Annotated in this window: 9 protein-coding genes; 4 read left to right on the top strand and 5 right to left on the bottom strand. The window is 58.3% G+C overall.

Annotated elements, in window-relative coordinates; all coding sequences use genetic code 11:
- Nucleotides 1–6: 6 nt before the first annotated feature.
- Complete coding sequence (locus tag QMK58_RS15580; protein WP_053159475.1) at nt 7–735, bottom strand: Crp/Fnr family transcriptional regulator; 729 nt, start codon at nt 733–735, stop codon at nt 7–9.
- A gap of 355 nt (nt 736–1090) precedes the next feature.
- Entirely contained in the window at nt 1091–9766 is an 8676-nt protein-coding gene (locus tag QMK58_RS15575; RefSeq protein WP_320394994.1) for a GH36-type glycosyl hydrolase domain-containing protein, read from the bottom strand.
- 1750 nt (nt 9767–11516) lie between these two features.
- On the opposite strand from QMK58_RS15575, the gene QMK58_RS15570 reads away from it, so the two are divergent.
- Nucleotides 11517–12746 carry a hypothetical protein gene (locus tag QMK58_RS15570; RefSeq protein ID WP_320394993.1) on the top strand — a complete coding sequence of 410 codons (1230 nt, stop codon included), beginning with the start codon at nt 11517–11519 and terminating at the stop codon, nt 12744–12746.
- Nucleotides 12747–13075: 329 nt separating this feature from the next.
- On the opposite strand, the gene QMK58_RS15565 is transcribed toward QMK58_RS15570, so the two are convergent.
- Together QMK58_RS15565 and QMK58_RS15560 are read right to left on the bottom strand one after the other, a co-directional pair.
- Nucleotides 13076–13543, bottom strand: coding sequence for a MarR family transcriptional regulator (locus tag QMK58_RS15565; RefSeq protein ID WP_320394992.1), 468 nt, complete (start codon nt 13541–13543; stop codon nt 13076–13078).
- A gap of 78 nt (nt 13544–13621) precedes the next feature.
- Nucleotides 13622–14221 carry a TetR family transcriptional regulator gene (locus QMK58_RS15560; protein WP_320394991.1) on the bottom strand — a complete coding sequence of 200 codons (600 nt, stop codon included), beginning with the start codon at nt 14219–14221 and terminating at the stop codon, nt 13622–13624.
- Between the two features lie 116 nt (nt 14222–14337).
- Here QMK58_RS15560 and QMK58_RS15555 point away from each other — a divergent pair, with 116 nt between their 5' ends.
- Both QMK58_RS15555 and QMK58_RS15550 read left to right on the top strand, forming a co-directional pair.
- On the top strand, nt 14338–16077 hold the full coding sequence (locus tag QMK58_RS15555; RefSeq protein ID WP_320394990.1) for a CocE/NonD family hydrolase: 1740 nt from the start codon (nt 14338–14340) through the stop codon (nt 16075–16077).
- 141 nt (nt 16078–16218) lie between these two features.
- Nucleotides 16219–18483, top strand: a complete 2265-nt coding sequence (locus QMK58_RS15550; protein WP_320394989.1) for a CocE/NonD family hydrolase — start codon at nt 16219–16221, stop codon at nt 18481–18483.
- 80 nt (nt 18484–18563) lie between these two features.
- On the opposite strand, the gene QMK58_RS15545 is transcribed toward QMK58_RS15550, so the two are convergent.
- Entirely contained in the window at nt 18564–19208 is a 645-nt protein-coding gene (locus QMK58_RS15545; protein ID WP_320394988.1) for a TetR family transcriptional regulator, read from the bottom strand.
- A gap of 150 nt (nt 19209–19358) precedes the next feature.
- On the opposite strand from QMK58_RS15545, the gene QMK58_RS15540 reads away from it, so the two are divergent.
- Complete coding sequence (locus QMK58_RS15540) at nt 19359–21704, top strand: CocE/NonD family hydrolase (protein ID WP_320394987.1); 2346 nt, start codon at nt 19359–19361, stop codon at nt 21702–21704.
- The last annotated feature ends 50 nt before the right edge of the window (nt 21705–21754 follow it).

Here is a 21754-nt window from a genome sequence, read left to right as displayed (position 1 = left end):
GCAGCTTCATGGGACACGCCGCAATGGAAAGTAGGGCAGCAATCGTTCGGTTTCTCTCCTGACCACGGCGTAGCATTCGCAACTGAGCTCTTCGAGCCGGGCCCTGTCGAGGATCTTGATGTGCCCCCGACTGTATTCGATAACACCCAGGCGCTGTAGCTTGCCGGCGGCGTCGGTCACGCCTTCCCGGCGTACACCAAGCATGTTGGCGATCAATTCCTGGGTCATGGTCAATTCATTGCCTTTCAGGCGATCAAGCGACAACAGCAACCAGCGACACAGTTGCTGGTCGATGGAGTGGTGGCGGTTGCATACCGCCGTCTGAGCCATTTGTGTGATCAGTGCCTGGGTGTAACGCAGCATCAGCAGAAGCATCTCTTCATGGCGGTTGAACTCGTCCTTGAGCTGCTGACCGGGTAACCGGAACGCATGCCCGGCACTTTGCACAACGGCCCGACTCGGGGTGCTTTCACCGCCCATGAATACTGCAATACCGATCAAGCCTTCATTGCCGACAACCGAAATCTCGGCCGCGGCACCGTTCTCCATCACATACAACAGAGACACGATGGAGTCGGTGGGGAAGTAGACATGCCGCAGAGCGCCGCCGGACTCATAGAGCACTTTGCCAAGTGGCAGCTCGACCGGTTCAAGGTGGGGGAGCAGGCGATCCAGCGCTTGCGCCGGAAGTGCTGCCAGGAGGTAGTTCTGTTGTGGCTTGGGTACAGCAAACATATCAGCCACCGTTCAAGGGGAATACCCTGATGGGGACAGGTTACTCCAAAGCGCACTATGCGGGGCAACGCACCGAAGTAGCCGCTGAAATTTGCGATGCTCAAGGGAACGACGCCGCATCTGCAGCGCCGAACGCTGGAGAATGCCATGAGCAAACACATTGACCCCAATCTTCGCCAGGGCCCTGGCAAGCCCACTGCGAAACAGCCACAGAGCATGCCAATACCCCTGCATTACAAGCCTGGGCAGTCTGCCAACCAGCCTGTACACACCAAGTTGAGTAAGGCTGTGCAGCCACACCACCAGGGCCCGAATCTTCCTGCCTGAACTCAGGCCTCGCCAGGAGCGCTGTATCTCAGCGCTCAAGATCGGCTTCGACGGGTCTATCACGCCCTGAAGTTTCTGGTTGATCCGCTGTGACCGGGCATGACACCAGGACCTGATGTTCTCTGCCGTCATCGAGTAATTCCAGCGCGTCCTTGCCCAGCAGCTCGCCGTCCAGCGTAATCGAAGCTGAAGTGCCGGTGCCGGGGCGCACATTGATATGGTAGTGCGTCGCCCCATAGCGGTAGCGCAGCGTATAACCAGGCCAGCCTTGCGCCAGCAGCGGTACGATCTGCAATGAAGTCCCGACTCGCTGCAATCCAAGCAATGACTCCACGATGAATCGGTACGTCCAGCCGGCCGACCCGGTGTACCAGGTCCAACCTCCACGACCCGCATGTGGCGGCGTGCCGTAGACGTCGGCAGCCATGACATAGGGCTCGACCTTGTAGGTTTCGATCCGGCTGGCGATCTCATTGCCTGCGGGGTTGATCATGTTGAGCAACCTCCAGGCCCTGGTGTTGTCACCAAGCCTTGCGAAAGCCATGCCGGCCCACACCGCAGCGTGGGTGTACTGGCCGCCATTTTCCCGTACTCCCGGCACGTAACCCTTGATATAGCCGGGCTCAAGCGAGCCAGTGTCGAAGGGCGGATCGAGCAGCAGTACCGCGCCTGTGTCAGGACGCACCAGATGCTGCTCGAATGAGGCCATGGCCGTGCGGCGCCGCGTTTGCGAGGCGGCACCCGACAGTACGGACCAGCTTTGCGAGATCGAGTCGATGCGGCATTCATCATTCTTGGCCGAGCCCAGTACCTGGCCGTCGTCAAACCAGGCGCGCCGGTACCATGATCCGTCCCAGGCATGCTCCTCCAGACTGGCCTGCAACATGGCTGCCTGTTGGGTACAACGCTGTGCGAAAGCAGGGTCTCCATGCAATTGGGCGGTGATGGCAAACTGCTGTAGAACCTCGTAGCCGAAAAAGCCCAGCCATACGCTTTCCCCATGACCCAGATGGCCGACCAGATTCATCCCGTCGTTCCAGTCGCCAGTGCCCATCAAGGGCAGACCGTGGCTGCCGCGCTGCAGGCTGTGTTCGATTGCGCGTACACAATGCTGATAGAGGCTTTCTTCGAGGTGCGATTTGCCCGGCAGGTCGTAATATGACTCCTCCCCGGCATTGAGTGGGCGGCCTTCAAGGTAACCCACGGATTCGGCCAGCACGCTGAGGTCGGCGGTGACGTTGATATAGTGGCTGGTCGCCAATGCCAGCCAGAGATAATCGTCCGAACAGCCACTGCGCACACCCCGATCGAGCGGCGGGTGCCACCAGTGCTGAACGTCGCCTTCGGCATATTGATGGGCTGCACACAGCAACAAATGGTCACGCACACTGGCGGGATCGGCATGGATCATCGCCATGCTGTCTTGCAGTTGATCACGAAAGCCGATAGCCCCCCCGGACTGATAGTAGCCACTGCGGGCCTGGAAGCGACAGGCGATCACCTGGTACATCAGCCAGCCATTGACCATGACATCGATACTTGGGTCGGGCGTCTGGATCTGAATCACGCCAAGCAGCGAACGCCAATGTTCGCGTACGGCCTCGAGTTCCACGGTAGCCGAACCCAGTCCCCGGTACTTTTGAACCAGGCGTAGTGCTGAAGCAGTATCCTTGGCTGCACCGAGTCGGAAGACGACGTCCTGGCCATCACCGTTGTCGAGGTCCAGGGCAACCTGTACCGCCGCACAAGGATCGAAGCCGCCGCCTGTACGTCCCGACAGTCGTGCCTGCTGTAATCCGGCGGGAGCTTTGAGGCTGCCGTTGCGGCCGATGAACTCGGTGCGATCACCACTGATACTGGTGTCGCTCGAGTCGGTATCGAGGAACGCCACCCGTTCGGAAAACTCGATCGAATAGGCGTTCCTGGCGAAAAATGCGCCACTTGCGGGGTCGGCTTCAGTCACCACATGCATTGCTGATTTGCTGCGCAAGTCGCCCAGCACCCACTCGACATAGCAAGTCGCCGACAGGCGTCGGGCGCGGCCTGAGCGATTTCGAATCTGCAGGTGCGAGAATTTGATCGAAGCATCCAGCGCCACATAAACCCACAACTCGGTGTGGATACCGTCTTCATCGTGCTCGAAGACGCTGTAGCCGAAGCCGTGCCGGGTTCGGTACGTGCCAGTGCCGGGACAAGGCTGTGGCGTCACCGACCAGAAATGCCCGGTTTCTTCATCGCGGACATAGATCGCCTCGCCGCAGGCGTCGGTGAGCGGGTCGTTATGCCAGGGGCTGAGGCGGAATTCGTGAGCGTTTTCCATCCAGGTGTAAGCGCCACCACTTTCGGAAATCACTGTGCCGAAATGCGGGTTGGCCAACACGTTGGCCCATGGCGCCGGCGTCGGCCTGTCAGGCTGCAAGGTCATGACATACTCGTTGCCATCAGCGCTGAAGCCGCCATAAGCGTTGCTCAGGAGCAAACCTTCGATAGCTGGGAGGGGGACTGCCGCCGTTGTCTTGGGTTGGCGCTTGAGCGTGGGTACTAACGCCGGGTATACCGGACTTGCGTGACGCCGATGAACTTGTTCGGCAATGCTGCCGTTGCTTTCGCTCAGTACCAGGCGCGCCACCGACAGGATCAGCGTACGATCCTCGTTCGACAACTGCTGCGCCGGACGTACGAAAATGCCCCCGGGACGGTCGATCAGCGGAGCTTCGCTGCCGGACGTCACCACCCCCATGATCAAGTCCTGGAGTTGTTGGCGATAACCGGCCTGGTCTTCGTTCCAGATGACGAGGTCCACCACCAGCCCCTTTTGCCGCCAGTAGGCGTGGGCCTTGACCATCTGATGTACGAGCTCGATGTTCTCCACGGTTGCGATCTGCAGCAGAACGATGGGCAAGTCCCCGGATATCGCCTGGCCCCAGAGGCTCGATTGATCCCGTCGATTGGCCATCAATACGCTATTTTCAGTGCGCGACGAAGCATTGGCGTAGATGATCGAAGAGGCCATCTGTTCAAACAGGCGGGCATCTTCCAGCGATACATTGAGTTGGCGCAGCAAGACCTGGCCGTGAGTCCATGCCAGGTCGAAGACGCGATCGGCGAGGTGCCGGTCGCGGTATTTATTGATCAGATACAGACAACCTTCACGGCTGTCCGCGACGCCCGTCACCAGGTCGATGGTCGCCGCTTGCCCTGGCTCCAGTGAAATACGGCAGCGGATTGCCACGATCGGGTCGAGCACCGAGCCTGCAGTTCCGGACAGCTGCTGGACATTGCCATCAAGCGCCGCAGGTGCTGCAACGTTGCGCCCGCGGCCGATGAAGCGCGCTCGATCGGTCTCATAGGAAATGGCATCAATGTCCACACCATGGGCAGCCAGCAGGTGGCACATCCAGGGTGCCGCTTCCTTACTGGAGCGAGGCCTGCGGGTGCAGATGATTGCCTGCAGCGTTGGCAGCAACTCGGTCTGCACGAACAGGTTGCTGAAGGCCGGGTGAAGGGCATCACTGATTGCCGGCGCCAGGACCACCTCGGCGTAGGTGGTGATCTCCACGCTACGACGTACGCGGGCGCGGTTGGTGATGTGCAGCCTGCGCAGTTCGATATCGTCTTCGGGGGACACGACGATCTCCGTGTGCGTATCGAAGTCGAGCTCGCGAACACGAAACTCGGCCCGGGCATCGCTGAAAATCGCTTCATGGCTTTCTGGTCGGTGCCGGGTCGGCTGGTGGGCCGAGGACCAGAAAACGCCGCTGGTGACATCACGCAGGTAGCAGAACATGCCCCAGTTGTCGCAGGTCGCGTCTTCGTGCCAGCGGGTCACGGCGATATCGTTGCAGCGGCTGTAACCGCCGCCGGCACTGCTGAGCATGACATGGTAATGGCCGTTAGAGAGCAGCTGGACGGCGGGGCGCTTGCGCCCGGGATCGGCGAACACCCGAAGTCTGGTTTCCTGCGTCCGTCCGCCTTCTTCTGTGGCAGGGTCCTGGGCCGCATGCAGGTAGGGCGCGGCGGTCTTGGGTACGCGTTCCTGCAGCAGCAAGATGGTCGCCTGGAATGCCGGAATCGACTCGAAACGTCGCTGCATCGGCCGGTCCAGCAGCAGGCTGGTCAAGGCCAGCAGGCTCATGCCCTGATGGTGCGCCATGAACGACTGCACAACCGCATAGCGCTGGCCGCGTGGCAGACGTGCCTCGGTGTAGTCGACCGCTTCGTACAGACCATAGCGACCGGCCGAGCCCTGAGCAGCCAGGCGTTGCAGGTTCCGGCACGCCGCTTCCGGCTCGACCATCAGCGCCAGAGCACTGGCGTACGGCGCAATCACGGTATCCTCGGCCAACCCGCGCTTGAGGCCAAGGCCTGAAACACCAAACGCCCGATACTGATAATTGAAGTGAGCATCCAGGGTGTTGTAACCCGACTCGGACACGCCCCAGGGGATGCCCAACTGGTTGCCATGCTCGATCTGCAAGGCGACGGCAGCGCGGCATGTCTGCTCCAGTAGCGTACCTTCATAGCTGGGCATTACCAGGTTTGGCATCAGGTACTCGAACATTGATCCGGACCAGGAAAGCAGTACTGGCACCCCCCGATTGTTACTGAGCAAGCGTCCAAGGGTGAACCAGGCCTGCTGCGGCAGCTGGCCCTGGGCGATGACCACGAAATTGGTCAGGCGAACCTCTGAAGCGAGCAGGTCGTAATAGCCGTTGTCCAGCCTGCGCTCGTCGGCGTTGTAGCCTATCGAGAAGAGGTCACGTTGAGCATCGTAGAGGAAAGTGAAGTCCATGCTGGCCAGTGACGCGGACAATTCGGCCAGGCGCTCAAGGTGGATGATTCGTGCGCGAGCCAGGCGTTGCACCGCCTGCACTTGCGCCTGATCGGCGGGCAGCCACTGCGTGCAATCGATCTCTGCCATTTGACGCAGGGTGAGTGCAGGCGCCCTGGCCTGGGCCGTTGCCTGCGGCAGCTCGAAGCGCAGTCGTTCTGTGCGCAGATCCGCGCACTGCGCCTGTAATGCCTGCAACCAGTAGTGTGCTTCTTCAGCAGACGTGGCCGGATGGTCGATTACCAAGGCATCCGCCAGATCGAGTAATTGCAGGATGTTGTCCGGGGTGTCCTGGACAGTGGCCAGCTCCACCTTCGCACGTAGTTCAAGCACGGCACAGTCATCGAGATTCACGCCCTGTAACGCCTGCTGCAGCACATCGAGGGTGTCGCCCAGGCCGCCAAGGGTGCGTTGATCGAACAGGGGCGTGTCGACCAACCCCAGCAGCCCAGGCCGCAGGGTTAGCAGCAGGCCCGCCAGGTTGCCGCTGTCCACGGTGGACACGTACCGAGGCGCCAGCGGCTGGAGTGTCCGGGTGTCGTACCAGTTGTAGAAGTGCCCATGATGACGCTCAAGGCCGGCCATGCAATCAAGCGTTGCAGTGATGCGTTCGAGCAAGCGCCCGGTACTCAAATAGCCGAAATCGTGGGCCGCCAGGTGAGAGAGCAAGGCCATGCCCATGTTGGTTGGTGATGTCCGATGGGCAATGGTTGGCTTGGGAATCTCCTGGACGTTGTCCGGCGGCAACCAGTTGTCCTCAGGGCCCACATACCGATCGAAGAAGGCCCAGGTCTTGCGCGACAGCATGCGCAGGAATCGCAGGTCTTGCGCTGATGGGTTAAACGCCGCCGGTGTCGTCGGCAGGCTGATCCACCAGGCAATTGCCGGGCTCGCCAACCACACCAGCAGCAAGGGTGCCGCGAGTGCGAGTACGGAGAGAGAGGGGAGCAGGGCGGCGAATAGAATCAGCGCCAGCGCAGGGGAAATCCACATGCTTCGATACATGCCCGGCAGATCGTTGCCACTGGATCGCTCCACTTCACGAGAAGGCTGCCATTGCAGCAGGCGGCGTTTGCTGACCAGCATGCGCCAGAGTGAACGGCCAATCGCATCGATGCTCAACAACGCATCGGATGGCAACCAGACAATCGACAGCAGCGCTCGCATGAAATGCTGACCCGAGGTACGCAATGCAGCGCTCAGGTGTTGCCCCAGTGGAATATCGGCAGCTTTCTGTACCAGCGCCAGTACCGACTGCAGTACGGGTTGGAGAAACACCAGAATGACCACCGCCAATGTCCAGGAGACGGGCTCGGCCGTACCCAACCAGCCCCATGTCAGCATGACCAGAAAGGCACCTGGCTCCAGGCTGCGGCGCAGATTGTCGAAAATCTTCCAGCGTGCCAGGGCACTGAGGCGGTTGGGTGCGAATCCTCCCTGCGGTTTCGGCGCCCACGGCAGGGCCCAGTACAGCACTTGCCAGTCGCCGCGAATCCAGCGGTGTCGGCGTTTGGCGTCGGCGCTGTAGCGCGAAGGATACTCCTCATACAGTTGTACATCGCTGAGCAGCCCGGAGCGGGCATAGCAGCCTTCGATCAAGTCATGGCTGAGAATGCAGTTGTCGGGCAAGCAGCCCTCGAGTGCCTGTTCGAAGGCGTCGACGGCATAGATGCCCTTGCCGATGAAGGAACCGTTCTGGAACAGGTCCTGATAAACATCGGAGACCGCACGGGTATAGGGGTCGACACCCGCATCGCTGCCAAACAGGCGGGCGTAGGTCGAGCGTGCCGTGCTGGGCAGGCTGATCCCCACCCGTGGCTGCAGGATGGCGTACCCGCTGACGATCTGCCCGCTCTGTTCATCGAATACGGGATGGTTCAGCGGGTGCATCATAGCGCCGATGCACTGACGCGCGACATCGCGTGGCAGCAAGGTATCGGTGTCCAGTGTGATGACGAAGCGAACCGAACCCAGTGGCGCGACATCACCGACGATCAATGCAAAGCGGTCCTGTCCTTTGCCAGGCAACCCTTTGTCACGTAGCAAAGCATTGAGCTCAGCGAGTTTGCCGCGCTTGCGTTCATGCCCCATCCATACCCGTTCGGTGGAGCTCCAGTGCCGTGGCCTGTGCAGCAGGAAGAACCGGTCGACCTGGCCATCGGCATATTTGCGGTTTAGCGTCTCGACCAGATGGCGTGCCAGTGCGAGCAGTTCGGCATCCTCGGGCATCACCTCGGCAGGGGCGTCCATGAAGTCACTGAGTAACGCAAAATGCAGGTTGGCATCGCGATTGGCCAGGAATCGCACTTCCAGGCTTTCGGCCAAGGCCTCGATGTCGCCGGCGTTGGCAAACATCGTAGGCACCGCCACCAGCGTACGCGCCTCGGCCGGTATGCCCTCGCTGTAGTCCAGACGGGGCAGTATCGACGGGACTACCGTGAGGGTCACTAGCCAGTTGACCAGGCCGATCGCGAGACGGCTGGTCATCAATAGCGTGGGCACGGCGAGCAGGACCAGACACCAGATTGGCGTGCCACTGCGATAAGCGCTGCTGAGAAATGGCCAGGCCAACAGCAGTGTCAGCAGCAGTGCAGGGCACAGGTAGAACTTCAACGGGGCGCTCTGCAGCAGGCGCTTCCATCGTTCGAGCAGCGGCACACTGGCGTGCAGCGCCTGCTCCAGACTGAGCAACCCGTCAGCCACCAAGTAGTAGCCCACGTGCCCGGTTACACCGGCCGTGGGCTGTGTGGTGGTGGCCAGTTCGATGGCGGCTTGTGCCACCTTGGTTTCAGACTGCACACAATGCCGCGCGAGGCGTTCGACCACATGGCGGTAATGATCGCGGGTGGCGAAGTCCATCTTCGCGTAGACGCCCGCCGGGTCCGTGCACAATTGCTGTTCGACATGGCTGAGCCGTTCGACGAACTCGCGCCAGTCGGTTGCTGCCAGCAACCGCAAGCTGGCGATGCTGTTGCTGATGGACACCTGGTCACCGGATTGCTGCTGAGCATCCAACTGGACCAGGCGTTCGACCGTCAGACCGGACTCACCGAGAGTTTGTTCTATCCACGCCATGGGCAAAATCAGCGCAGCGCTTTGTCCGTGCAGGCGGCGCGCCAGTTCTGCAACGAAAGATGGCGTCATCGGCGGTGCCGATCGCGCCATGTCGGCAACGGTCAACACCACGCTCTTGGCGTCGCGCTCGGCTATTTCGATCAAGCGATCGGCCCAGTCATCGGCAAGGTTGCGGTCATCCCGGTTGGCCATTACGCGAGATGCCACGCGTCGCAAGTTCTCGATCAGCGCCAGTCGCAGCATGATCGGGATTGCCCAAAGCTCGCCCAGGGCCAATGGCGTAATGGTCTGATAAGAGGCGATGAAACTATTCAGGCTTTGCGCGTCGATCCGGCCATCGCCGTGAGCGATGGTTTCCAGGGCGATGTCGTAAACCCGCGGCAGGCCGGCTGAAGGGCCTTCGGAAAGGCGTGGCAACTCGCGGCTATAGCCATTGGGCAGGTGGGTCCTTGCGGTACGGATGTTTTCTTCGATGAGATAGAAGTTGTCCAGCAGCCATTCGGCCGCAGGGGTAGCACGTCGGCTGGACAGTTGTACGGTTCTGAGCGTTGCGCAGCTACGTTCCAGAATCAGTTGGTTGTCAGTCAGGCGGCCCAGTAATGCGTCCTTTTTTGAAAGACGCCCAAGCAGATGCTGCCGTGCCAGTACGATACCGTGGTCAGCGATCTGCTGCGCATTGAACAGGTCGGAACGCAGGATTGGCTCGTACTCGAACTTGTGCCGCGCTGCACTCCACCTGAGCCAGATGGCCGGTGAGCGCCAAAGGCTGGACAGCGTGCGTGTCAGGATATTTTGCATGAGATCCTTCGTACGAACCGCGCAGGGCAGGTCGCATGTGGAATGAAGGCGGTTCTACGCCAGGCTGGGTGTGCGGGGCATTGCGCCGCCGGGCGCAGCATTCCACCGACGAGTGTGGGTTATTCATCGGGGCGAAGTCTGTTCGCTAGCGAACATAGGCGATGTTGGCCGCAGGGGGCTGTGTGATCGGCAAACTATTGGAAACAGCGCTGTCGTTACGCTCAAGGTGGTGTGCGAAGCAGCCGCGCAGGTGACGAGGATTTTGCTTGTTTTGTTGCTACCGGAAACTCCCCGGACGGACGGGTACGATCAACACGGATGAAATAAATCGCATTTGTTAGCTCTCAGACCTGAAATGTATGGAAGAAAGGGTACTGGAGTGAAATCGTCGTATCGCTCAACAAGATAGAAAGGTCATTAATTAATAGCTCAACTAAATAGACGTTTAGTTGAGCTGGCTAATGATTTCACGTAGATGTTGTTGCGTTGCCATTGGTGGTAGACCACCTTCAAGAGCACATATCTCCTCGCAAACGCGGTGTCAGGGCGCTTGATGTGGTCCATCCTGATCTCGCGGGGGTGCCAGGCAGAGCGTTGAAAAACCTAGGCGCGCCGGGCAAATCAAGGCGAACACGCAGGGTCAGAATGACTCTGTTAACTTGTTTTTTTACGTGTTAACCAGCGTAGTTAACACGTCAGAATCGTGGTTAACAACGGTACCGGACTGGCATTTTACTGAGCTTTTAATCTAGCCAGATTCAGGAGAGCAACCAGGGTGTTGGGCGGGACGAAAGCTCAACAGCCTTCAAGCGCAAGGTGTTAGCCGCCAGACCGTCAAGATTTTCAGGTAAATCAGGCGGTGCTTTTCACGTGTCGCAGCCCCTTGAAATCTGCGCACCAACTCCATGCTCAATGCTGCAGATTTCACACAGCGACGTGTTTTCCGATGGACTTGCCGCGTAAGTCGCGTAAGTAATGCCGTAAACGATCGAGCGGCTCCCAAAAAAGCTTCTTCAATCTAACGAATGGGCAAATCCGCATACGATGACCGTCACAAAGGCCGTGCCAGAACCTGTAGCGCGCTGATCATTGCCGGACAAATGATCTGTCAGCAAATCAGTGAACGTGAGGTAAGGCTCGATTTACACGATTACTTCTGAGAACTGCCAGGCTTCAAATCTGACCACCATGGACCCCGCGTGGGAATACGAAGGTACGCATAATGTATATTATGTTAAACGAATGCCGTTTCAATGGTGTTGCAACTTGTTTTGTGACCGACCACAATTAAATGGAATCCTAACGGCAGGCAATAAATCTAACATTTTCATTCGGTTATGTTCCTAGCTAGCAAGCACGCAGTTATCTTCTGTCGTTGATCGCTGGAATTGTATCGATATTTATCAACTGATAAACCTAGCGACATCGCTCTTTTCCACCTGATAACGAGCAATTCCACTGATTAACAGCTACCAATTCCACTTTTTTCAGACGAATAAATCCATTGCTTACGCAATAACAATAAGAAATTCCACGGTTTTTGGTGATTTCTTTGTTGGATAGTCCACCTGATAGTTTTCCATGCGTAATCGATTATCGGTGGAAATATAAAAAGATTTCCAGAAATCGATATCAATTAATTGACTAATTGGAATCGGGCATTTACCGTTCCTAATGAGCCTGTGAGCTCTGTGTAACAACGCGCATTTACGGTGCGCACCTTTTCTTAATAGATGCGGAGTGTTCATAGGTGAAAATCTACTTGCGGCCTCGCCCAATTTTCGACGACAAGGCGTCTCTGGAAACTCCATTATTAAACCTCTATGCTCGTTATCCGTCAGTGTGCAAATATTTTGAGAGCTTCCAGTCTTCTATTGATGTCGAGAAAGACTACGTTTGTGCACGCAAATTTTTATTAGCGCGCTGCGTAGAACCTAATACGTTCCCAAACTACAGAAATTATATTGAGCGCATACTTCTTTGGAGTTGGATCTACGCGGAAAAATCACCATTAGCTTTGAGTGTCAATGACATCAGGGACTTTGTTAGTTTTAACGAGCACCCTGCGAATGATTGGGTGGGAAGCTGTCCGAGACAGCGATTCACTGATAATGAGGGCTATATAGATTTCAATGACGCTTGGCGACCAATGAGGAATCGACGCTCAAAGGCGATGGGGAATTGTATTAAAATAGATGATGAGGACGACTCGACTTTTCAGTGCGTGACGTCAGTTAGTTGCATGGTTCAGTTGCTTAGTGCATGCAGTTCATTTTATAACTACATGATCGAGATAGGTGTTGGTAAATCGAATCCTGCGGCGCTATTAAGTAAACGATACGCTAATCGCTTGAGATCCACAAAAAAAAATAGGCCATCACTAACGCACGAACAATGGGCATTGGTTGTTGATACTGCGGAAACCATGGCGCAGTGCGACCCTAGATATGAACGATCGTTATTCATTATCATGGTAACCTATTACTTGTACCTTCGAGGTGCTGATCTCGCTAGCTTTAATGAAAACACACCATGCATGAGTTCTTTTTTTGAACGCGACGATTGTTGGTGGTTTGAATTACCAGGTCGAAGCAAGTCTCAGATAATTTCGGTGGACCCCGAATTTATTCCATATCTTGTCCGCTATAGAGAAAGCCGAAATCTGTCACCCTTACCGAGTCCTGGGGACAGTGATCCGCTGCTTGTAACGGTACATGGTAGACCTGGATTAACGGATCGACAGATAAGAAAAATCGTTCAAAACATTTTTGATCTCACGCTTTTGAAGATGGTACGTAGTGGTTCGAGCGATGAGCAATGTACTTCCCTTCGTGCTGCTTCTTTAGCTTGGTTGCGCGAAACCGGGGCAATGAACGCCGCACAATTTAGGGATCTTAGACACCTTCAGCGAGATCTCCGCTACGCATCACTCGCCTATACGATGGACCGGTACTACAGCAAAGGAACAGAACAGCTCTAGGGTGCAGTTGTATTGCAACCTGCTTAGCCTTCTTTTGGCCAGAGTTTTCTAGGAATACCTAGCGGCCAGATCGGAGAAATACAGATGTGATATCCGATAACTGTCATACCCGGATACTGCATAAAAGGTTTGTGATGCGCATGCTAGGGCCATTCGAGTGACCCATTGGCCTCACCTATGCCACGTCTATCCCTGCCGCTGTAAGGTGTTTACCCAATTATCTAACTAACGTGTTATTGTTTCAGCCTTCATAACGCCGTTCGCGCCGCTTATTCTTACGCGCAAGGCCATCCGTGTGTTCGAGTACCTGCAAACGCCATCGCGGATCGCTAGGTACGAATGTCTGGCATTGAGAACCTGGGCGATTCAGTGCGCAGCATCTTCTCCAACAGACTCTCTAGGCGAAGAAGTTCCTCCGACGTGAGGCTTGCGGTGAATTCATTCATTGCAGCCACCTCCATCGTTGGCAGCACCGAACCTATGGCTTCCCCATCGGCTGTCAGCGCCAGGCGAACCTGGCGTTGGTCCTTATCGTCCGGCATACGAACGATCAAGCCCTTGCGCTCAAGGCGATCGAGCATGCGAGTCATCGCCGCGCTGTGGATGGAAAGGTGTCGGCACAACGCGACGGCAGTGTTTTCCCCGCGACGAATGATCCTCAGCACTTTGAGTTGGGCAGCGGTGATACCCAACGGCATCAGATGTCGATCCAGCAGCCGATCTTTCAATGCGGCCGCCCGCCCAAGCAACATTCCGAACTGCACTTGCTCAAAACCGGCGCCGGAAAAATCGTCCATGTAATCCCCTTCAATGCGTAGACGGATCGTCGTGCACGTCCCCGCCCGGTTGTTCAACCAGACAGTTCGATGTTCAGCTTAGGGCACGAGAATCTTCTGAATGGCAGGACCGACAATCCTGACCAGTTCTTCCGATTCGGCGGCAACCAGAATGGGCACCCCGATGATTCGCCGGCCGACGACCATGCCGACGAGCAAAGAAGCGGCCAGGCCGGAGCGGAGCATGGCTTCTGGATCGGGATGGTCACTGGTGCCTGTCAGCAATCGCGACTGGATGAAGCCACGTAGCTGCTCGCGAGCCTGATCATTGACGAATGCCCCGCGCAGCGTGGCCATCAACGGTTCTGACTCTTCGGCTATGCCTTCCCAGCCGGCGAGAAAGGCGCGCACCACTCGCTCGCCCAAGTGCTCGTCCGGTCCCTCATAGAGCGCATCGAAGCGCTGCAGCGCGGACGCCGGAATAGCCATCACCGCGGCAAAAAGCTCGTCCTTCGAGCGGAAGAACTGCATCACCTGGGCCACATCGACGCCCGCATCGGCCGCCACCAGGCGAATGGTGGTGCCGGCAAAACCGTCACTGGCGAAGCGCGCTCGTGCTGCGTCAAGCACCAACTGCCGCGTGCTGTTGGGTCCTGGCCGCCGTCCACGGCGCGGCGCGGGAGTGGATTCTTTAGTCATAGGCTCACCCTGATTTCCTGCGAATTCAATATATCAACACGTGTTGAATTAATTTCCATACCGCCGTACCTTACTGCAATCGGTCCCGAAACAAAAAACAAATATAAGGAGTTCGCATGAGTGACTGCCCAAAGATGTTTGTACCGTCTCACCCGCTGCCGGCGGGCAGAACCGGCCTTCTCACTGCGTTTGAACCAGGTACTCGCACGCTGAAGGCAGGTTTTCAGATCGCACCGCCATTCCGCCCGTTGCCGGTCGATATCGTGTTCGAGAAAGACGTGGCCGTCACCCTGCGCGACGGCGTGACCATTTATGTCGACGTCTTCCGTCCCGCCGGCACCGAGAAGGTCCCCGTGATCGTGGCGTGGAGCCCCTATGGCAAAGGCCAGGGCACCTCCATGAGTGTAATGGGTGTCTTCGGTCTGGTCGGGCTGAGCAACTCCGTGGTTTCGGGACTGGCAAAATTCGAAGCGCCGGACCCGGCGTACTGGTGCGCCCACGGCTATGCCATATGCAACCCCGACATTCGCGGCTGCGTGGATTCCGAAGGCGACAGCGTGCTCTGGGACCGCCAGGATGGCCGCGACAGCCATGACCTGATCGAATGGTTGGCAGAGCAGTCCTGGTGCACCGGCAAGGTCGGCATGAGCGGCACCTCCTACCTCGCCGTTTCGCAATGGTTCGCCGCAGCCGAACAGCCCAAGCACCTGGCGGCGATCAACCCCTGGGAAGGCGTGAGTGATGTCTACCGCGATCTGGTGATGCGCGGCGGCATGCCGGACACCGCTTTCGCACGCCTGCTCCAGGAAGGCAGCTTTTTCGGCAAGAACCGCAAAGAAGACATCCTGTCCGAAGCCGAACGCTACCCGCTGATCAACGAGCTATGGGCCAACAAAATCCCCGAGTTCGAGCGCATCAACGTCCCGGCCTTTGTCGTGGCCAGTTACTCCAACACCCTGCACACCGCAGGCACCTTCCGCGCCTGGCGACGCCTGGCCTCCGAGGACAAATGGCTGCGCATCCACAACAGCCAGGAATGGCCTGACTACTACGACGAAGCCAACGTGGAAGACCTGCGCCGCTTCTTCGATCGCTACCTCAAAGACATCGACAATGATTGGGAGGTCACTCCCCACGTGCGCTACTCGGTCCATGATTTCCAGGGCGGTGACCAGGTCAATGTACCGGCCGACGCTTTCCCGCCGAAGGAAGCGGTTTCGACCAAACTGTACCTCGACGGCGGTGCGCGCATTCTCAACCCCGCAGCGCCAGCCAGCGAAGTGCCTGCGATGTACGACGTCGGCGTCAATCCCGATGTGGTTTCCTTCATCACGCGCTTCGACAAGGAAACGGTGATGGTGGGCTATCCCAAGGCAAATCTGTGGGTCGAGGCACGCGGCGCCGATGACATGGACCTGTTCGTGCTCATCCAGAAACTCGACAGGTTCGGCTCCCCGCTCCAGCAGTTCACTGCGCATAACCAGAGCGCGAGGATTCATGACCTCACCGATCACGGCGCCACCGTCCTTCGCTACAAAGGTTCGGATGGGCGCTTGCGGGTGTCGACGCGCCACTTGGACGACAACTTGTCCACCGATGACGTTCCCGCCCACAGCTTCGACCGCATCGAGAAGCTTGCGCCGGGCGAAATCGTGAACATCGAAATCGACCTGCTCCCGATCGGCATGGCGTTCCACCCGGGTGAACAACTGCGCTTCATCATCAGTTCGCGCAACCTCTCGGGCACGTTGATGCCAGGCATTGCTGAATACGTTGGCGCCAACAGCGGGCAGCACGTGATCCATACCGGTGGCAAATACGCCTCTTATCTGCAATTGCCGATCCTGGCGGATTGACGGCGGCTGGCACCCTGCCCTTTGCGCATAGCGCCACGACCAGTCGGTCGGGCGCTTTGCGGCAAAGGGCACTTATTTGAAAGACCGCCTCGGCACCTTGCGGAACGACCGACTCGCCGAGCCCTTCTTTAGGAAACATCCATGAATACGTCTCCTGTACCCGCTCTGAGCCCTGTTTTGACAGGTGTTTTTGCCGGCCCGATCGCCGGTCTGAAATACCAGACACCGACGCTGTCCGGTGTAACCAACGACGAGGGCGAATTCCAGTACCGCGCCAACGAAGCCATCACCTTCCTGGTGGGCGGGATTGTACTGGGCGCCATCGAAGCCGCGCCACGCCTGAACCTGGCGCAACTGGCCAATCGCGTTGATGGCAAGATCGACAAGCTGCTGGACCCGTCGGTAACCAACTTGGCCCGTTTCGTCCATACCCTGGATCAGGACGGCAACATCGAGTCGGGCGTCAGGATTTCACCCGTTGTGCATGAACTGATAGGTTCAGCGCCGATCAACTTCAGCCCACCGGTCATGCCAATGGGCCAGGGTGGCGGCGTCGGCTTTGCCAATGATCCGACCTTGCTGCAAATCCTCGAAACGCTCAATGCCACGCCCGGTGTATTCACGGCCAAAACGCCACGCACGCTGTGCGATGCCGCCACCAGCCGCAACGAACTGCGACGCAATATTCGCGGCATCATCAAGATGACCGATGTGCGCATTCCGTTGCGCGATGGCTCCTACGTCTGCGCGGACGTGTTCCGCCCCGCATCCGCAGGCCGTCATCCTGTGGTGATGAGTAAAGGCTTCTATGGCAAGAGCTTCTACCACGACTGCATTTGCAACGACGCCGACGTCATCCGCAAGGAAGAGATGGAGGACCGCTACTTCTCCGGCAATCCGGACGGCGCCCAATACGAAAACCACGAGACCGTCGACACCTCGGTCTGGGTACCGGAGGGTTACGTCTGCATCCGTGTGGACGCACGCGGCGTGTGCAAGAGCCCGGGCAAGCAGGCCCCCTTCAGCGTCCAGGAAGCCGAAGACTATTACGACGCCATCGAGTGGGCCGGTGCCCAACCCTGGTCGAACGGCAATGTCGGTTTGTGGGGCATGTCTTACCTGGCCATGGCCCAACACAGCGTGGCCAGTCTGCAACCTTCGCACCTCAAGGCCATGATCGCGCAAGGCACCGATGCCGATATCTACAACGAGGCCCTGTATGGCGGCGGCATCTTCGGCGCCGGGTTCTGGAACTGGTGGTACAAGGTCTGGTCCGGCAATAACCACTGTGGCGACCGCCCTGAAACCCCGTGGATGGCCCGCGTGCTGGCCACGCCGTTCAACGACCCCGAGGCCTATGGCCCGCGCGGCAGCATCTTCATGATCCCCGATCTGAGCAAGGCGACAGCGCCAGTGTGGATCGTCGGCCCTCAAGTGGGTGCGATCATTCACCAACTGGGCAGCAGCGAAACCTTCATCCGGTCCACCGCCTCCAAGGCACGCAAGTTTGATTTCACCGACGCCTGGTTCCCCGGCTCCTACAGCAACAAGTCCCTCAGCGAACACATGCGCTATTTCGACTACTGGCTCAAGGGCATCGACAACGGCGTGATGGATGAGGCACCGGTACGGGTGCAGGTGCGGACTGGCAACGGCGCGCACTTCGTTCTGCATGAAAATGCATGGCCGATCGAGCGCACCCAGTACCGCCGCTGGTACCTCGATGCCCGGCCTTCGGACTGGCAGAACGATGATCGTCGCCCCGACCTGCTGCGCATTTCTGAAGCCCTGCCCGCCGAAAAAGGCAGCGCCGAGTACGACGCCCACCTTGATCTGGGCACGCCTACGATCGCACCGGCGGGCTCCAGTGACGGCACCCCACGCTGGTCAACGGGTATCTCCTTTGTCAGCGAACCGATGAGCGAAGACCTGGTGCTCGCCGGCTACATGAAGGTCGGTCTGTGGGTGGAATCGAGCAGCGCGGACATGGATGTATTTGTCTCCCTGCGCGTCCTTGATGAGCAAGGCCTGGAAATCCGCTACGAATCCGTGGTGCTTCCGGTGGACCCGGTGCACATTCACCCGGTGGGCCATGGCTTGTTGAAAGTGTCTCGCCGCCAGCTCGATGCCGAACGCACCACCGAGTACTGGCCGGTACATACCCACCTGGAAAAGGACAGCGCACCTCTGCAACGAGACGAAATCGTGCCGGTCGAAGTCGGCCTCAACCCCAGCACCGCGATGATCCGCAAAGGTTGCCGCCTGCTGGTGGATATCCAGCCCTACGCACCGGCGGGCGTACCGGTTCGTGCCTACGACGAGAGCTATCACGTCGATGCGGTTAACCGGATCTACACCGGGCCGGAGCATCCGAGTTACCTGCAGCTGCCTATCGTTCCCCAGTAAGCGCGTTGCTTTCGTAACCACGTAGGCTCAACGATGGTGTCCACCTGGCGAACGGGGTGGACACTATCAAGCAGTGCGGATCAGTCAGTGGCTATTGCGCCTTGGCTGGCAGGCAACAGGATGTGCTGGATAGCCGGCGCAACCATCGCTACCAATGTGTCTTGATTGGCCGTAGCAAGCACCGGCACACCGATGATCTGTCGCCCGGTCACCAGCCCCACGAGCATGGATAACGCCAGGCCCGCCCGCAGGCGCGCATCGGGTCCAAGGGACTCGCTGCCCCCCGCCGATAACCTGGACTCGATGTAGTCGCGCAGATGCTGACGCGCCTGTTCGTTCACCATCGCGTTCCTGAGCATCGCCATCAGCGGCTCCGACTCCTCGGGTGCCCCTTCCCACGCCTGGAAAAAGGCGCGAACGACCCGCACTCCCAGTTGCTCGTCGGTGCCGTCGAAAACTGCACCCAGCTTCTCCAACGCCGACTCCGGGATGTTCATGACGGCCGCGAACAGCTCGTCTTTCGAACGAAAAAATTGCATGACCATGGACACGTCGACGCCTGCATCGGCGGCCACGCGCCGCATCGTCGTCGCGGCAAATCCATCGCTGGCGAAACGAGTACGGGCGGCATCCAGCACTGCCTGTCGGCTGCTGCCCGAACCTTTACGCCGCCCCGTCCTGATTTCCCGGGTTGCCGCTGAGCCTGGTTCTTCTTTGATTTTCATGGCGCCGACGCTTCCTGTTCTTCGTTGTTTCGCGATGGACAAAGGTTACACCGAATAACTCAACAAGTGTTGAGTTTCTGTTTTTTTAGACCTACACTCGCCTCGCTGCACTGAGCAAGACCAAGATCTGCACCACAAGAGGACCTCTTCATGAGCGATACCCCGCAGACTTTTACCCCCGCCGATCCGCTGCTGGCCCAGAGCATCGGCAATGCATCAAGCACGCTGCAAACAGGCATTTTTTCCGGGCCTGTGGCTGGGCTCAGATACCAGACCCCTACCCTCAGCGGACTGACCAACGACAAGGGCGAGTTCCATTACCATAAGGGTGAACGCATTGCCTTTCTGGTCGGCAACACCTCGATCGGTTCTGCAATGGGCGCACCCAGCATCAACCTCGCAGAAATTGTCAGTCGAGTGGACGGCAACATCCACAAGCTGCTCGATGCGGGACTGACCAACATTGCACGCTTGCTGTGCTCGCTTGACCGCAGTGGAAGGATGGACGGCGGCATTACCATTGACCCGGTAGTACACGACGTTGTTGGCCTACATCGCATCAATTTCCGTCACGACATTTCCTTCGCCGGCCTGGCTCTGGATCCTGTTCTCGAGTTCGAACAAGACCCCTTGATCGCAACACTGCTCGCCGAGCTCTCGGACGCTGGCGTCTTTACCGATCGCACACCGCGTCAGCTCTGCCTTGCGGCGACCGCCCGCAATGAAGTGCGCCGCCACATCCTCGGTATCCAGCGTTTCAAAGACGTGAAAATCCCGCTGCAAAACGGCCTGTTTGTCTACGCGGATGTATTCCGCCCGGCCAAAGCAGGCAAGTTCCCGGTCATCATGAACTGCGGTCCCTATGGGCGGGCGTTCTATCATCACTCGATCGCCGACGACGCCGGCTTTGATGCCCATGAAGAGATGGAGGAACGCTATTTCCACGGCAATCCCGAAGGACAGGTCTTCGAGAATCACGAAACCGCCAACACCGTAGACTGGGTGCCCCATGACTACGTGCTGGTGCGCGTCGATGGCCCAGGGTCGGGTAAAAATCCGGGCACACTCGCGCCCTTTGGCATAGAGACGGCCGAAGCATTTCGCGACGCGATTGACTGGGCCGGCGTGCAATCCTGGTCCAATGGCAATGTCGGGCTGTGGGGCATGTCGTACTACGCCATGAGCCAACACGCAGCGGCCAGTCTTGAGCCGCGGCACCTGAAAGCGATGATCGCCATCGGCACCGATGTGGACCTGTACGATGAAGTGGCCTACACCGGCGGTATCCTCAACGAAGAGTTTTTCACCCACTGGTACAAGGCCGGCGTTCTGGCGGCGGTGTGCGGTGAACCCAATGCAGTCGACTTTATCGGGATGCTCAAGGAGTCCACGTTCAGGGACTCGGACACCAGCAAGGCATTCGGTCCCCGCTCGACGATCTTGATGAGCCCGGACATGAGCAAGGTCAAGGTGCCGCTCTGGTCCATCGCCTGCACCACCCACATGGCGCACTTCCATCAACTCGGCAGCAGCGAGGCGTATCTCGCCACGAACACGGCGTCGAAAAAAATCGACTTCTGGGAAGACTGGTTCACCAAAGCCTATTCACGAACCGCCATCGCCGATCACCGGGCGTTTTTCGACCATTGGTTGAAAGGTGTCGACAACGGCATCATGGACACCCCGCCGGTGCGCCTGGAGATCCGCAGCGGCAATGGCGCCTCCTGGATTCAGGAAGAAAACGAATGGCCGATTGCAGGGACCCAGTATCCCCAATGGTTCTTCGACGCCTCGCTTTCGGACTGGCAGGGCGATGAACATCGCGATGACTTCCTGCGCCTGTCGCTGACGCCGCCGAGGGTCGATGCCCAGGCGGATTATTCTGCAGAGATTGCGCTGGAGCTACGCACGGGCATGCCGCCCTGCTTCCTGCCCGTCAAACCGCCATCGGTACTGGAAATCTGGAAAACGGGCATCTCGTTCATCAGTGATCCCGTGAACGAAGACATGGTGTTCGCCGGTTATGGCAAAGCGAAGCTGTGGGTGTCCTCCACCAGCGAGGACATGGACATTTATGTCAGCCTGCGGATACTCGACGATAGCGGCCGCGAGGTCGATTACGCCGGTTCGACCACCATGGGAATGAACGTGCCCAATTACCCGCTGGCGAAGGGTTGGCTGAAAGCGTCCCATCGCAAGATCGATGCATCACGTTCGACCAGATACACGGTCAAGCACACGCACCGCAAAGCCGACTACGCACCGCTTGAACGCGACGAAGTGGTGGCGGTTGAAATCGAGATCATTCCCAACACCGCGTTGATCCGCAAGGGATATCGCCTGCGTGTGGACATTCAGCCCTTCGACGGGGTCGATCACGGCCCCCGCCATGGCTATGACAATGCCTACCACGACGGCGCGCGCAACACGATCCATACAGGGCCGGATCGCCCGGGCTTTATCCAGTTGCCCATCGTCCCGGCGCAGGGCTCGTAAGTCCGTCCGGCATCACTTGATGCAAAACCGAACATTGATTCGATAGCCAC

Origin of the sequence: Pseudomonas sp. P8_241, from assembly GCF_034008315.1 — a bacterium.
Classification (GTDB): Bacteria; Pseudomonadota; Gammaproteobacteria; order Pseudomonadales; family Pseudomonadaceae; genus Aquipseudomonas.
Note: the sequence above shows the minus strand (reverse complement) of the source record. Positions and strands in the feature narration are given on the sequence as shown.

What these genes read in the sequence shown, in the direction of transcription:
- QMK58_RS15545 (WP_320394988.1), bottom strand. Translation starts at nt 19,208, where the DNA reads ATGAAAATCAAAGAAGAACCAGGCTCAGCGGCAACCCGGGAAATCAGG.
- QMK58_RS15575 (WP_320394994.1), bottom strand. Translation starts at nt 9,766, where the DNA reads ATGCAAAATATCCTGACACGCACGCTGTCCAGCCTTTGGCGCTCACCG.
- QMK58_RS15540 (WP_320394987.1), top strand. Translation starts at nt 19,359, where the DNA reads ATGAGCGATACCCCGCAGACTTTTACCCCCGCCGATCCGCTGCTGGCC.
- QMK58_RS15565 (WP_320394992.1), bottom strand. Translation starts at nt 13,543, where the DNA reads ATGGACGATTTTTCCGGCGCCGGTTTTGAGCAAGTGCAGTTCGGAATG.
- QMK58_RS15560 (WP_320394991.1), bottom strand. Translation starts at nt 14,221, where the DNA reads ATGACTAAAGAATCCACTCCCGCGCCGCGCCGTGGACGGCGGCCAGGA.
- QMK58_RS15580 (WP_053159475.1), bottom strand. Translation starts at nt 735, where the DNA reads ATGTTTGCTGTACCCAAGCCACAACAGAACTACCTCCTGGCAGCACTT.
- QMK58_RS15550 (WP_320394989.1), top strand. Translation starts at nt 16,219, where the DNA reads ATGAATACGTCTCCTGTACCCGCTCTGAGCCCTGTTTTGACAGGTGTT.
- QMK58_RS15555 (WP_320394990.1), top strand. Translation starts at nt 14,338, where the DNA reads ATGAGTGACTGCCCAAAGATGTTTGTACCGTCTCACCCGCTGCCGGCG.